The 14,716-nt window shown below is 53.0% G+C and carries 5 protein-coding genes; 3 read left to right on the top strand and 2 right to left on the bottom strand.

Annotated features, from left to right (window positions below; genetic code table 11):
- Nucleotides 1-4,755: an SET domain-containing protein gene (locus AC6I8V_RS25580; RefSeq protein ID WP_497846742.1), complete on the top strand. Its 4,755-nt coding sequence runs from the start codon at nucleotides 1-3 to the stop codon at nucleotides 4,753-4,755.
- Nucleotides 4,756-4,784: 29 nt separating this feature from the next.
- Nucleotides 4,785-5,618: a hypothetical protein gene (locus AC6I8V_RS25575; RefSeq protein ID WP_497846741.1), complete on the top strand. Its 834-nt coding sequence runs from the start codon at nucleotides 4,785-4,787 to the stop codon at nucleotides 5,616-5,618.
- Between the two features lie 43 nt (nucleotides 5,619-5,661).
- Here AC6I8V_RS25575 and AC6I8V_RS25570 read toward each other — a convergent pair whose 3' ends face one another.
- Together AC6I8V_RS25570 and AC6I8V_RS25565 are read right to left on the bottom strand one after the other, a co-directional pair.
- Nucleotides 5,662-7,941: a S8 family serine peptidase gene (locus AC6I8V_RS25570; protein ID WP_497846740.1), complete on the bottom strand. Its 2,280-nt coding sequence runs from the start codon at nucleotides 7,939-7,941 to the stop codon at nucleotides 5,662-5,664.
- Nucleotides 7,942-8,270: 329 nt separating this feature from the next.
- A complete protein-coding gene (locus AC6I8V_RS25565; protein ID WP_497846739.1) occupies nucleotides 8,271-8,423 on the bottom strand; it encodes a Hok/Gef family protein in 153 nt (50 codons plus the stop codon).
- Between the two features lie 709 nt (nucleotides 8,424-9,132).
- Here AC6I8V_RS25565 and AC6I8V_RS25560 point away from each other — a divergent pair.
- Nucleotides 9,133-14,637, top strand: coding sequence for a hypothetical protein (locus AC6I8V_RS25560; RefSeq protein ID WP_497846738.1), 5,505 nt, complete (start codon nucleotides 9,133-9,135; stop codon nucleotides 14,635-14,637).
- The last annotated feature ends 79 nt before the right edge of the window (nucleotides 14,638-14,716 follow it).

The following is a 14,716-nucleotide window of genomic DNA, read 5'->3' as shown; positions in this document are numbered from 1 at the left end:
ATGATTCATCACCCACTGCCAGCCCATTTTGCACACGAGTACCCCGGCGCGCTGGCGCTACGCAACCAGCATCGTCAGGCGCTGATTGATGCGCCTCTGGGCGCGGCGGGGGTGCAGGCGGTGCTGACGGCGATCAATCAAAGGTTAGCGCTGCGTCTGCAAAACACGGTCTCCCATGCCAGAACCACGCTGCTTCAGTCGGTTTATGAGCGTGGTTTTGTGGCAACCATGATGAATGTGCGCAATGGCCTGTTACCGCGCGGCATGATCAGAGAAACCGCGCTGAATACCCTGATGGCGTTGTGCGATTTTCAGGAGTGGCAGCAATATCTCAGTCATCTGGTCGCGATTGCCGAATGCGATCAGGACTTCGATACCGGCGCCCGTCTCGACCGGCTCGATGGTATCTATCGCCATGCCACGGCGTTGCGAAAAAGGGTAGGCGACGCAGGTGGGCCGCATACGGCTGCCAAAGATCTGCGTCAGGGAGCAACCCTGCTGGATCTGGAGGCGGCGAATCTTGAGGGCGTGGTGCTGGGGGCATTGAGTCAGCTTAAGCGAGTGCTGCGCCCCCTCAATCATGACATCAACCGCATTATGCAGGCGGGACCCGGTGAACGTGTTCAGCTTTCTCCCGATAAGGGGCAACCGCAGGGACCTGCTGGCGTGCTGACCGATCTCAATCTGCCCCTTGCGGACGCAGTTGCCGCCTCCAGCCAGGCGCAGGCGCAGCGGTCGATACTAAAAAGCAAACAAAACCGACTGATTAAGCGGCAACAAAAATTGCTGAGCCAGAAGAACGATAAAGGCGTGGTCTGGGATCGGCTGCAATCGCAGCTGCGCCACATAACCGAGCAGCTCAATCCTTCACCGCATCAGGCGTTCAACCCGATCAGAGGTCTCTACCTCGCTCAGCCCGGCGAGATGGCGGCGCGGTTTCGTGATGCGCTTAACCAGCTGCTGCTCCCGACCCGTCAGGCGTTTTACGCTATTGGTTTTCACCCCGTAGTGGCGAAGTTGTGCGATGGGCTAACCTCGCCGGAAACGATGCACAACAGCCAGCGTGCGGAAGCGGCATTTCACGCGGCTCAGATGAAACAGCAGCTCAGCGATCTTCGCCGGGAGGCGTCGGAACATTGTTTCAGCGGGTTTAATCAGGGTAACGAGATTGCGGTCAGCGCCTGGCGTCAGGGGTGCGACGAGCGGGATGCCGCGCGTGAGGACGTACCCTTTGCCGAACAAAATCATCGCTGGGCGCGGAACCGGGCGGAAGAGGAGGTCACGCGTGGCGGACTGCTGGATCAGACTATCCGCGAAGATAGCCGCAATAGCATCCTGGTGGATATTATTTGTGAGGACTGCCATGACCAGACGCTGCGGGTGGTTTATCAGCACCTGGCAGGCAACGGCGAACATCTCACCCAGGATACGCAACGCCGCGAAAGCCGTCGTTTTAAAGTCACCGTGAGCCAGCAACAGCTTAACGAATTCAACGGGATGACGCGCGAGGCGCAGCATCAGTTTATCTGCGCCAGGGTGGGCCATCAGTATGCTCCTGAACAAGTCCGCGATAGTTACTGCGTACCGCCAGCAACGGCGCCGGTGCGGGCGGGGCGCCAGTTAAGAAAAACCGTACTGGTAAATAGCCATTTTGAGCGCAATATCGCCGTGGATGTGCAGTCCGACAGCGGGTTGCCGCTGTTTGCTCCAGGTTACACCCACGCCCGTGACGTGGCCGAAGGGATTATCAATCGCGGCGCGGCGCCTGCATCCTCGCCGCGCCATGATGATGCGCTGCCGCTGCAAATTACCTATTATCAGCCGACGGCAGAGTCGGCTGAACCGTCGCAGCGGGCCGGTGCGCCGCTGCAATGCGTCGATGCCTTACGGGTGGCCATCTGCCCGCTGCCAGAACCTGCTTCCGCCGAGAACAAACGGCTGCTTACCTCGCCGCGGGAAAATCGGCAGAAAAAACCTCGTACCGCCTCTCCGCCGCTGGCGTTGTCACAAGAGGCGCAAAAGTGGATTGATGACAGTGTGTTGCCCCACTGCCGCGGGCGGGTTCTCAGGCTGGCGACCCATTTTCTGGATGGCGATCCCCCGCCAGGGGTGACAGAAGCCCATATTATTTGCCGCAACAATCTTAACCCGGATTCTTTTGAGTCGACGCTGCGCCAGATCCGAAGGCTACGCAACCTGCCTGACCTGGTCGGCGCGGATCGCCAATGGGTGGAAGATAATATTGAAGCTGAGGGTCTGGGGAAACTGGTCAGGCTGGCTGTGCGCTTCCTTGAGAATCATCCCCCGGACGCTGTGTTATCCGCGCATGTGGCGCTGCGCAACAGGGTGAACGCGGAATCCCTGGCGACAACGATTCGGTTGCTGAAAAAGCTGCGTAACCGGCCTGATTTGACAGGGCTGGCCCATAGATGGCTGATGGAACGCATCATTCCTGATGAACCCGGCAAGGTCGCTAAAGTGCTGGCCTTATTGCAGACGAAGGATTGTCCGGTCGGAATCAGCCTGTTGCATCTGGCGGCGTATAACAACCTGAGCCTCAACTCTCTGTATAGCCACATCCGTCGCGAGCAGCTGGCGCAGAGTCTTCCTCCGCTCTCGGCGCAGGATCGGCAATGGCTGGAGCAGGGGCCGCTGTTTACCGGGCGCGGAAAACTGGCGAAACTGGCCGATCGTTACGAGGAAAAAAATCGGCCAAAGCGGGTGATGCCGTTGCATATGGCGGAACGTTATAAGGTCAATCTGGAGTCGCTGAAAACCACACTTGGCTGGCGTCAGGCGCTGCGTGATTTACCCGGATTACCGGCAAAAGATCAGCAATGGCTGAAGACTAATGCCTGGCCTGCGATGCTGGGACAACTCGTCAGGCTGGCGACCGCAATACTGGATAATCACTGCCCGGAGAAGGTAACGCTGCTGCATATCGCCGCCTATAACGATGTTAATCCGGACTCGCTGAAAAGTACCCTGCGGCAGCTGAAGGCGAAGCGTGATTTGCCGCCACTGCCACCGTCGGATCTGCAATGGGTCATGGATCGCATCCAGACCAGCGGCGTGGATAAATCCGAGCGAGTCGCGCACTGGTGCATGGACCCCTCCCGCCCAAGGGATGTTAGCCAGCTGCATCTGGCGGTTTACAATGGCCTCAAACCGAACCATCTGCGCAGCGTCATTCATCGCATCAGGGCCACGCAAAACCTGCCTGATTTACTACCGGCGGCCATGCCGTGGCTGATGGATTTTTTCATCCCGGACGGACATGGCAAGGTGGAAAAAGTCCTTGATCGTTATCTGGATGACAGCCGCCCGGATGGGGTGAAACTGGCACATATGGCGGTGCGTTATGGCGTTAAGCTGGACTCGCTGGAAACGGCGAACATCAAGCGACAGCTACAGCTGAAGGTAAAACCCCTGACTTCTGCTGTGGCAATAGCATGGATGGAGAGGCTTCCGCGTCACGATCTGTCGATGAAACCCGCAGAGGCGGCCCGGCTCTACCTCGAACCCTGTCGTCCCGCTGAGATCGACCCTGGGCATATCGCCAACCGTTACGACTTAAAGCTCGCCTCGCTAAAAGTGGCTATCGACCGCTGCTGGCGCAGGCAAAGAAAGCTGGAGACCAGCGAGGTGAAGCAGGAACCGGAAGCGGTGACGGAGGATGAAGGATTTGATGAGCCGGAGATTGTCGAGGAGACGTTTCTGGCGATTCGGGCCGAACGTTATGCCGGACCGCTACTGAAAGATCCTGTGAGCGGAGAGAGTCTTACCGCGGCGTTGCTGGGACATTGGTCCGAGGTGGAGATCTCCGATCTTTATAAATTGCCGATGCCGACCGCGAAGCGTGGGCAGCTGCTGGCGCAGGTCCAGGAGGCGGCAAGAACCGATGGCTTAAGCGATGCCGACGTATTTAGTCGTAATCTCAGCATCCGCAATGACCCGGACGATCCGGTCGGTAACAAGATCGTGGCTAAAAAAGATCTCCCTGCCGGGACTTATCTGGGTTTGTATGCCGGTGAAGTTCTTCAGACCGAGGCAAGCCTGGCCGCCGCCATCCAGAAAAGTGGTTTTCATGCGGTTTCGACCTTTACCTTTGCCGCCCGCCAGCCGGGCGTCACGATCAGCGGCTATGGACATCCCACGCCGCTGGCGTTGATCAATACCGCCAATCTGCCTGGCCACCCGTTGCGTGGGGAAAATAATGTCGGCTTTTTCTATATCAAAAAACGAAACCACGCGGGTTTGATGGTGGGGTGCTATACGAAAAGGGTTATCCGCGCGGGTGAAGAGTGCCTGGCTGATTATGGCCCTGACCATACTCTGGCAAAAACCCATCTTCCCCTGTTTGAAGCAGAGAAAAATGAACAAATCGCCCGCATCGCGCAGGTAAACAGCCTGAATATTATGGTGGTGACGCTGGAAGATCAGGTTCGCATATGTACGCCTGCGGGCTGGTTGCCGAACAGCCTGGGGGATGAGGTGCTGCCAATGGACAATATGGTGGCAATCCGCGCCCGGCAGAATAAACGTGGACTGTTAATGTACGATGGTCTGGATATGCCGAAGAAAAATGTCGGTAGTCCGATAAGCTGGAAAGCCCCAAGGCTGAGCAGGAATGCACAGACCAATCTTTTTGATGCACTGGCCAGAGGGGTTTGTTATCACAATCCGAAACTCAATTTTGCAGAACTGAAAAATTCGTGGATCAGGTTATTTATGAAAAAGGAACCTGATGAATAAAAATAACTATCGAACTTCAGAGAGATATAATGCGTTTATTGCTTCCTGGTTATTATGGCTATCCTCCACAAATAATAAATAAAGATGAGTCTGTACTCAATGCAGTGAATAATCACCTGAAAGAGATTGAGGGAGATTTGAATTTTATCGATTTTACTCTTAATAAGCACAATTATGATGAACAGCAAATACAGTCTGCTGTGGAGAAGAAAAAACATCTGAGTGAGCAGATAGCGAATAATATCAATACCCTCCGACTGATGGTGGGTAAGACGGCGGGGAGCAGGGATGCGCTGGCGCTGGAGTATCAGGTGCTTTATATTCAATATGGTATGCTGACCTTCAGATGTGGGGATCTTGACTGGCAGAGTTTCTTATCATCATTGGATATGTACCTGGAGATTGATCGCTTTTTAAACTCTGCGAGATTAACGCTGGATCTGGGGGACAGAAGCAAATACAACATCACCGACGAGAACTGGGAATATGCCTGGGATTGTTGTAAATATAACTTTGCTTACCATATTCTTTATTATGCGCTGGAGATGGAGGGTGTTGAGCTGCCAGAGCCGTATAAACATTTCTTTCCGTCAGAGATTAAAAATGATGTTGCGACCGCCATTGCCAATGTGCAGGTGGCACGACGATTATGTGAAGAGTCATTTGAACGGTCTGATTATAATAAGCAACCTGAGGATATAAAGAAGTTACTGGCTAATCTCATCAGACTCGAGGCGTTTTACGATAACTATCTTCAATGCAATGATGTCGCGACCTGGAAGCAACTCAGACAGATAGCGGAAGGGCTGGTGCAGGAAAAAATGTATCTTCCCGCAGAGGTGCGTAACGATCTGGCTATCTGAAGGGCTAAGCCCGGCGCGAGACCGGACTTAACCCTGACGACGATTACTTCAGACAGGCTCGGTTGTTTTCTGACTTCTCAGCCTGCCAGATCGCTCCCCATGCGCCGCCCGATCCAGGCACTTCCTGGCCTGGGTTGGCATACCACTGGTTTTGATAGACCTGGCCGTTGTACATCACGCGGGTACAGGCTGTCGCATACGGAATATTCGGGTTATACGCTGGTGCGGCGTTGGCCGGTACTTCCGGTACTTCTGGCACCACCGGCACTTCCGGTACTTCCAGCGCCGGCACCGTAATGGCGTGTTTCAGCGTCTTCTGCTGCTTGCCGGCCGTCACCGTAACCTGAACTTCCAGCGTTTGCGGCTGCGCAGTTTTGTTCAGCGTAAAGGACTGCGATGCCTGTCCCTGGTTACTTCCCTGGGCGCCGGCAGGCAGGATCCAACTATATCCCGGCGTGCTGGTGGCGCTGATGCTGGAAGCCACGGTGCCATTGAAGGTGACGCTGGTGCCGTTATCCACCGATGGCACAGTCAGTGTCACCGCGGCAATAAATGCCGGATCGTTGTCGATCGGCTGCGGTTTTTCCACGGTGATGGTCACTTCGCTGGTCACTTTTTCCTTATTTTCGCCGGTGACGGTCAGGAGATAGGTGACTTCGCCCGACGTGTTCTCCGGAATCAGGGCACGGATCTGCGGGCCGGAAAGGGTGCTATACCATTGACCACCCTGCTTTTCCTGCATCCAGAAGTTGCCTTTGCCTTTGCTGATGCTCCATTCCCAGGACGTTGCATTCAGGCTGGCGCTGCCATCAAGCGTGTAAGCACGCGACCCCTGGCCAGCGGCGGTACCGGTCACGGTAAAGTTCTTACCGGCATCCGCTACAGGTTTGCCCGCATTCTCGTCTTCCTTCAGCTCCATAATTCTGGCGATGGCTTTTTCCATATTGGGATGGGTACCAATTTTGGCGGAATCGCCATTGGCCAGCAGCGTGCCGGTATCATGGAGGATTTCGCGCATTTGAACGGGCGTCACCTCAATGTTGTGCGCTTTGGCAATGCCCGACAGGCTGGCAACAACGCCGGCAATAATCGGGTTCGCCGCTGATGTTCCTGAAAACATCGCGGTATAGCCGGTGTTCTGGCCGCCATTCAGGTCACTATAACCGGTGGAAACCACATCTGCGCAGCCCCAGCTGGAGCTGGTGACGCGCGAACCATAGGTGCTGAATGAGGCTTTCTGTCCGTTTTTGGCACAGAAAGCACCGGCGATGATGGCGCCGGAGTCGCGGGTCGCGAGGTTATATTTGCCGTTAAATCCAGGGTGATCAAGATTGATATTACCGTTACCGGCGGCTTCAATAACGTGAACGCCTTTGTCGGTCATCGCTTTGATCAGGCTGTACCAGTCCGGGGAACTTTCCAGCGGGACAAAACAGTTGGTGGTGCAATCGGTAGCCTTGTTATCCGTAGTCTGTACCCCGATCTGCACCACATCTCCGGCATTGAGGTGCGGGATGATTTTATATAACTCTTTTCCGCTGTTGGAGTAGCCCATACGCACATTCCAGGCCATGCCTCTGATACCGCTGCCGATATCTTTGGCCGCCATAATGCCGACGGAGGCGGTGTCATGGTCGTCACCGATATAGGGCCGTTGCGCACCCCAAAAACTCACGGCGGGCAGGTTGATGTGGTTGTAGTTCCATGGCTCAGGTTCAACGGAAGCCAGCGAAACGCCGGTGCCGTCGTTGCCAGGATACTTATCAGCGCTGGCGCGGTTAACGCCGCCCATAACGTAGCCGGGTTGCGTGTCGTCAGGCGCTTTGGCGTAGTGTTGCTTATCACGGAAATCCGGAACGCTGGCGAATTCGCTGATACTCCGCGCGTTGCGCTGGGGTTGGTTATCCTCCGGGGTGAGTTTCAGTGAAACGACTTCCGGCTCCGGGTAAACCAGTTCAACATCATTGTTCTGCTTCAGTTCATTAATGAGGCTGTTAATATAGTCGCTGTCCCGGCTTTTGCTTTCCGGGAGAGCTATTCGCAGATAACGGTCAAAGCCATAGCGTTTATCCAGCTCCGCCATTTCCGTCATGGCAGATCGGTTCATTTCATCCTGCTGATACAGGCGACTGACTGATAACGATGTATCACTCAGTTGTAAGCTGCCAGTAGCCCGGCTGAGTTCCTCTGTGGGTTTCAGCTTAACTATCACGGCATGGTGTGTGGTGCCTTCCCAGGCATTTTCGCTACTGACCTGCTCGTCTGCCCAGGCAGTAACGCTCAGGGTGGAGCAAATCAATAAAGCCAACGTTGTTTTTTTCATAGAACTCGCAATCCATACATATTTAGAAACATATTGTCGTATTCGTGAAACACTATGTCGGGTTGTCAGCGACAAAAGAACGAGATCTGGCTTGGCGATGTTGAGAATGTTCGCTAGCTGCCTGTGAAATCAGGAAGCGTGTTGTAGGTTCCTGCTACGCAGGGCGCGGATTGTTCCGTCATCAGCGGTGAATCAAGGGAAAAAGCGAATGAGGGCAGACTGCGGGGGTGCCTGAGTCTGTTACGAAAGATGTTTCGAAAGAAGGGTGCCTGAGAGCTTTTGCCGGACAACAGCCAAAAACGGCGGGGCGAACCCCGCCGTGGTTGCTCTTACTTAATGGATTCACAGGTCATTGAAGCAGCAACCTCCGCAAAGCCGGTTCGGAATCGTACCTCGCAGAGATCCTTGCGCGAGACCAGCACGACGGCTGTAACCGTCATTAACAAAAGGGTGGCGATAATGATCGCCGTATGCTGCTTCATGGCTGCTTCTCCTTGCCTTCCGGCACGTAAGAGGCTACCTTCATGCTGTCGGGCATAAGGGGGGCCTCAGGTTGATGATAAATCTCCTGGGGCTTTTCTCTTTCTGCCGTCAGCCAATGCTTAAGACAGAAAGTCTCAAGCACCCGCCGTGATGCTACGTCTTCCCTCTCAGCACTTCAATCCGCAAACAATTAACGCGTTGTTGTAAAAATGCATCGGTAGCGCAATATTTATTCTTTAAAATCAATGGGTATCGGGATTTTTCTTCCTGAGAAAATTTTGCGGGAAATGCTGAAACTGCAATGCCGGTCACCCAATTACGCCATGTGTTTCATGCTCTTACAAAACGCCCGCCTTGTATGCGTATTAACGAAAGGGAACACCCGGCCGCAGAGAAAACCACCGCACTGGCCAGGTGCGCGGTTTTTGCTAATCATCCCATTTCTCAGGCGGCAGGATAACGTCCTGCCCGCATCAATCTCAGTGTTTCAATAAACTACGTGAAACAGCAGGGTTAACCTTTATTGTAAAAACTCAGACTGGCTTCATTTAAAAGTCAGGAATCAGCCGGGGATTATTTCGCACTGAGCCATCGGTAACCATCGTTATTTTAACGGGTAAACGCTTTCATTAATTTCTCAGGTTTCATTCTCAAGTGGAAAAATTATATGAACTAAGCTGTTAAATTATTATTTTTTTGCGGGAAAAAATGATGATTGAAACACCGAAAACCTTCATTGCATCTCTACGTAAAAAGCCGATTCTGACCCTTTTTACCTCCGCCAACGGTTTACTGAGTTCGGCAATTTTTTTCAGAAAGTCGATCGATTATCCGGTTACGTTTGCGCTTAACCGTGCAGCCGCATGGGGGACGGAGAGGGTAATTAACTTACTACCCGACGTAACCGGGCTGTTGAACCAATCCTGGGGCAAGCCCTTGATTACACAGGAGCAGGTTGCGCAGTTGCAGACGTGGCTAAGGGAGCCTGACAGGTCACTGCATGAGGTACTGAAACATCAGGTAGAACCGTTGATTAGCACCCTGGCAAAATATCTGCTGGAGCAACCGGTGCTTAAGCTGCTGGGCGTTGAAGCAGAAAAACGCCCTGTTATTTTACACGACGTTATTCATTTTGCTGAGGCAGAAAGCGTGCTTGGCAAATCTGAAATCCGGCAACAGCTGCTACAGCTTTACAGCCCCGCGCAGTCAGACGCGGCGACACTGGAGTCGGAAATCCAGCGATTTATGTCGTTACTGATGGGAGTCATTGGTGGTGGGGGAAGTGAGGTGCAGCCGTGGCAGATAAATAAACCGGTGTTTCTGTCGCTCAAGGCCGCGCTGCGGGAAGAGAAGGTGCTGAAATATAGCGACGACGAGGATCATGCGTGGGTGGAATATCAGGATGCTGTACTACAGCAATATCTGAGCGGCTGTTTTGCCCAACTGATTTCTCACTATTTTGTCAGCGGCGAAATGCTGGTGCAGTGGTCAGGCGTACCCGCCTGGTCCAGGCAACATCTGTGGCGATGGGCAAATCATCAGCTGGCCTCACCGGTGGCGGAAATGCCGGAACCAAAAGCCGTTGCGCCACCTGCGCCCGTTATCCATCTGCCCAACGCTGCGGCCCAGGTGCAGGGCAGTGGGTTGATGGCGCTTGCGCCGGGAGAAGAGGTTTTGCTTTTTATGCCCCAGTGTCCGATGGGCGGGGAGCAAAACGACACGGCTATCAGCGGTGGCATCGCCCTGAGAGGGTTTGGCACTGAAGATAATAACGATACCCATCTGCTTATCGTGAATTTTGCTCCGGCACCCCTACACATAAATTTGCATAGTCGTCAGCGCGCTACCCCATTTAGCTCGACGTCCCATCCCGCTACCCGACCACAGTTAACCTTTGCGGCACATACCAGACAGGTCGATTCAACCTCCATTGCCGAGCCTGCCTTAGTCGCAACATACCTTTCCGCTCCGCAAACCTTAGCCATGCTACCGCAGCCATCACCTTTTACCTGGATCGCGCAGACGCTTTCCCGCGTAGTGAATGGGCTGGGGGTTGAGGGCGCCGCAGCGCTTAACCGTCCCGACCCGCCCTGGAAGCGTGATGTGCTGGTTGATCGTAATCCCACGCCAGCCCTGGTTCGCCCGGAACAATATGATCGGCTGCCCGGCGCTGGTCCGATAGCAGCCGAAGCTACCCCCTCTCCGGAAGCGGTTCACATCGCCGCCAACGCAGTCAATCATTGGCTTCATGCTTTGGCCGCAGCGCCTTCCGCGCTGACCGAAGCGGGGTTTCAGCGTTTTTACGCGTTAATGGATAAGAAACTGGCGATACGTCAGATTGGACTCGACCCGATGCTGCAGGAACAGGTCACTTCAGGTCTGCCTGAACGGCTGGCAATCGTGCTGGAGGTGGTGGAAAACCTATTAAGCCGCGAAGATCCGGATGCGCCGTTCAGCCTGGACCCGAAAGAATTTGCCATTTTGCAAAATGATCTTCGCAGCGGATTGTATGAGGGGCTGCCTGTGCTGAGCGGCGGTGAGCAGCGCACCAGCCTGAGGGTTCTGGCGGAGATCGTCTTGCCGCTGCTGGATAGCCTGTTGTGGCAGAAATCGACCGGACCGGTTTTCGCCGGGTTTTCCTCCATCGTCACCCACATCATCTCGCGTCTGCCGGATACCGCTGTGCCGGATATCACGGTGCAGGACTTTGCCCGTCTGACGGAGGAGAGCATCGACAGGTTCTGCGCTGAACTGCAGAAGCAGCATCCTGAATTTTCCGCAGAGGATATGGCACGTATCCGGGTGCTGATCGGGAATCGGATCGACAGGGAATTTCCGATATTAAATTTCGCCACGCATCCACAACTACGCGAACGGAAGTGTTTTGATAATCAGGGCATTCGGCTATCGCTGGCAGCACTTTCTGTCGCCGAAGATCAGCGTCGCACCATTCCGCCCAAAATAGCTGAGCGGATAGCGCTGCATTTATTGCTTTCTCAGCCGCTGGCGATGCTGCTCAGTATGCTTGGGCACACCTTATATGTTGGCAACGCGACGGGTGAAAGCCAGATAAAAAATATGATGCAGCTGGAAACCCTGCGTTTGGTTGCTCTGCTGGAGTTTGCCCGTGCGCGGCGGGCGCTGGATAAGTTGTTGCTGGCACCCGAACAGGTTGAGCCAGCGCAACTGGCTGCCGCAAAAGACACTCTGCATGTAGCCAGCCAGCGGTTTTATTCCCGCGTCCTGTTGTCCTTACCCGCGCGTGAGCAGACGTGGCTGGCGCAAAACTTTCCTCATCCGCTGACGGTCACGATGGTGCAGATAGCCTTACCCGGTGAACTTTCGCCCGATAAACCGGTTCTCGGCTTTATTGTGCAGACGGGCGCGCAGGCCCATCTGATCACCCCGTTTCTCAGGATCGGCGATCCTACGCGGAAGGATGCCATTGATGTGACCGCCATCGGTTCATCATCCGGATTTCGCACCACACAACAAAAACGCGCCTTGTCCCAGCTGTTGTTTGGTAACGATGACAGCGCTCCCCTGCATGAGCTGACACTGACCTCTAAGCCATTGTTCTTTAAACAGCATCGCAGTGGTCCGTGGAATCAGATAGTGGCTGAGAAGGTGGTTTCAGCGATGAACGTCAGCGCTGACACGTTATCCGCAACCAGAACCACCGCGGCGGGTATACAAAACCCGGCTTCCGTCTGGACGATGGCCAAAACGCTGCTTTACTACACGCCTTTTGGTTCCTGTGTGGAATTACTTGATGATCTTTTCAGTCCTGAAAAACATTCAGGGCTGGAGCTGATGGGGAAAGGATCGCTTTGCGCGGAGGAGCTGCTACCCGGTGAAGAGGAATTGAGTATTCCTGTCACCATTGCTGAAATCGGGGTACGCCATGCCTTGCGCGCGGTGAAAAGTGGCCATGCTACGCAAACCACCCGTTCATCACCGACCGATGGCACAGAATTTTTTAGCTGGGAGGATGGCAGTGCCGATAAATTCATCAATCTTTTTCCGCGATCGGTGTATCTCTACGCACATGAAGATTTGAAAAATTACCTGCCAGTACCGATACAACCTTCAACTTTGCCGCTGTCAGGCGCGGCATTTCGCCCAACGCCGGACAGCAGAGAGGCGCTGGACAGCCTCGCAGGTTATGCCGTAGAGCAGCGTCAGCGCGCTGAGGATAAAAAATATCTACCCTACAGATTTGGCGACTCCGTTATTTATTATGAAGTGATAAGCGAGTCCACGTCGGTCAACGGTGAGATCCAATATCGCCTCCCGGCGGGCGTGCCTGCGGATCGGATCGTCACGGTCATCAAAGACGAACAGGACAATCTGACCCTGATCGCCAATAGTTACATCACCGTATCCGACCTGTTTGGCAACAGCACCTCCTCCGCTGAAACGGATAGCTGTCCATTAAAGACGCCGCCGGGTATGACCTTAACCGGTGTTTCGGTTTCAATATTTAATGATAACCGGATGGTGATTGAGGTGGAAAATGCGGGAGAAGAGGGACACACCTATTTACGTGAGGTGAGCGCGACGGGTGAATTTATACCTTTCGAACCCGGCATATTTTATGAGGTTGCGGCCAGGTCAACACGCAGTATTGATGGCGATCCTTCAAGCACGGGATCGATGGAGATGCACGGTCGATATGGTCTGGACAATATCTCCGATCCGCAGCGGAAAGAAGAGCTGCTGATGCTGGAAAGGCAGCGTAAATTTCTGAACACCTTGCCTACGGAAAAACAACTAAAGCTGGATATGGTCTGGCGCGCAAATGGCATAAAATCCGCCTCCTGCTATCCAGTGATCACCGATTATGCGGCATCGCTGGCGGAAAATGATGTGGAGCGGAAGTATTATCTGGACTTTATTAAAGTGGTTGAAGGCGTAGCATCAGCAGATTTTTACGATATTGGCCCGATATCCGATAAGGAAAGCCCGGACCATGCCAGTGCTTTGCAGCGTGATATAAATTTAACCAAAGCGGTTACGAATATTGCCGCTCTGCTTGAGTTGCCGGGTTCTGACCATTCAATCACCAGGGCTGATATTGATTTCTTTAATACGCATGTGTCCGGCTTTGCTAACGCGGCGGGTGTTTTTGGCTTCAGAGTGAAAACGTTCCGTTCAATAAGCAAGAATTATAATGAGAGACTTAATATTTATAGTATTAAATACAGAAAGAAAATTATAAAAAGTGAGAGCATCATCAGCAAATTTCTGACAGGCACTGAGCTTTCATGGTCGGAACAGTTAAATCAAATCCGTTATGTCGCCACGGGCGAAGAAACCATTGAGGAAAAGTTCCCCCGCCTGGCAAAAGATCTCGATAAATCATACAGCATGGGAAAAAAACAGATAGAAAATGTTAAGCTGGCCGTAAAGCAGGATCATCAATTTATGATGCGTGAAGTCGCGAAATTATTCCATGTTCCTGAGCATTCCCGATTAAACACGACGTTGCTTGAGAAAATATTTTCAGAGATTAAAGAGTCTCTGGAAGATCCTAGTGATTATAAGATCCGAGTCTTCAAAGATTATAGCCGGATTAATCCTGATACCAATAAACCTGAACGACTAAACCTGAACACCCTGATCGAGAGAAAGAATCTGCGCCATTCTGGCGTGGTAGGAGAAACGATCTACGTCGATAACAATTCAGAAGCTATCATTGCTATCTCGTGTATTGTGAATGCGGAACCGAAGACGGTTTTCTCCACATTAATGCATGAATCAGGACACCCGCCTATCTCTAAGTGGATAGAGAATGAAGTAAATATCCGGCATGAAGTCTATCTTGATTTTAACGATAAAATAATCCCCTTGTCACAACAGCAACAGACAGAGCTTTTCAGTCAAATCATGTCTTCTCAGGCTGTTTTTCTCGCCTATATCAATGATGAACCAAATTATATTGATGCATTTGTTCATGCCTGTTTTTACTCTTCAAACCAGCAACTATCTGGCCTTGCAGCAGGATTGCTCGCGGACTGGCAGGAGCCATTAACGAAATATATGATGGAAAAACTCAATAAAATAATCGACACCGTGTTTAGTAATCCGCAACTAAAACTGGATATCTTTATCTTTTTCCCGGATTCGATAGTCGCGATTCTGGGTTGGCTGGCAAACGAAGCGCAGGACATTATTTCTCTTGCGCCACCGGTAACGGCTGGCCGGGAATAAGCAGAGAAGACAACTGCCAGGGCTTTCGGGCATGTTTCCAGCTCTGTGGCCTGCGCACCGGTTGGCCTGATGTCATAAT

The organism is Pantoea sp. X-Soil-TKNS-1207 (assembly GCF_059730485.1).
Note: the sequence above shows the minus strand (reverse complement) of the source record. Positions and strands in the feature narration are given on the sequence as shown.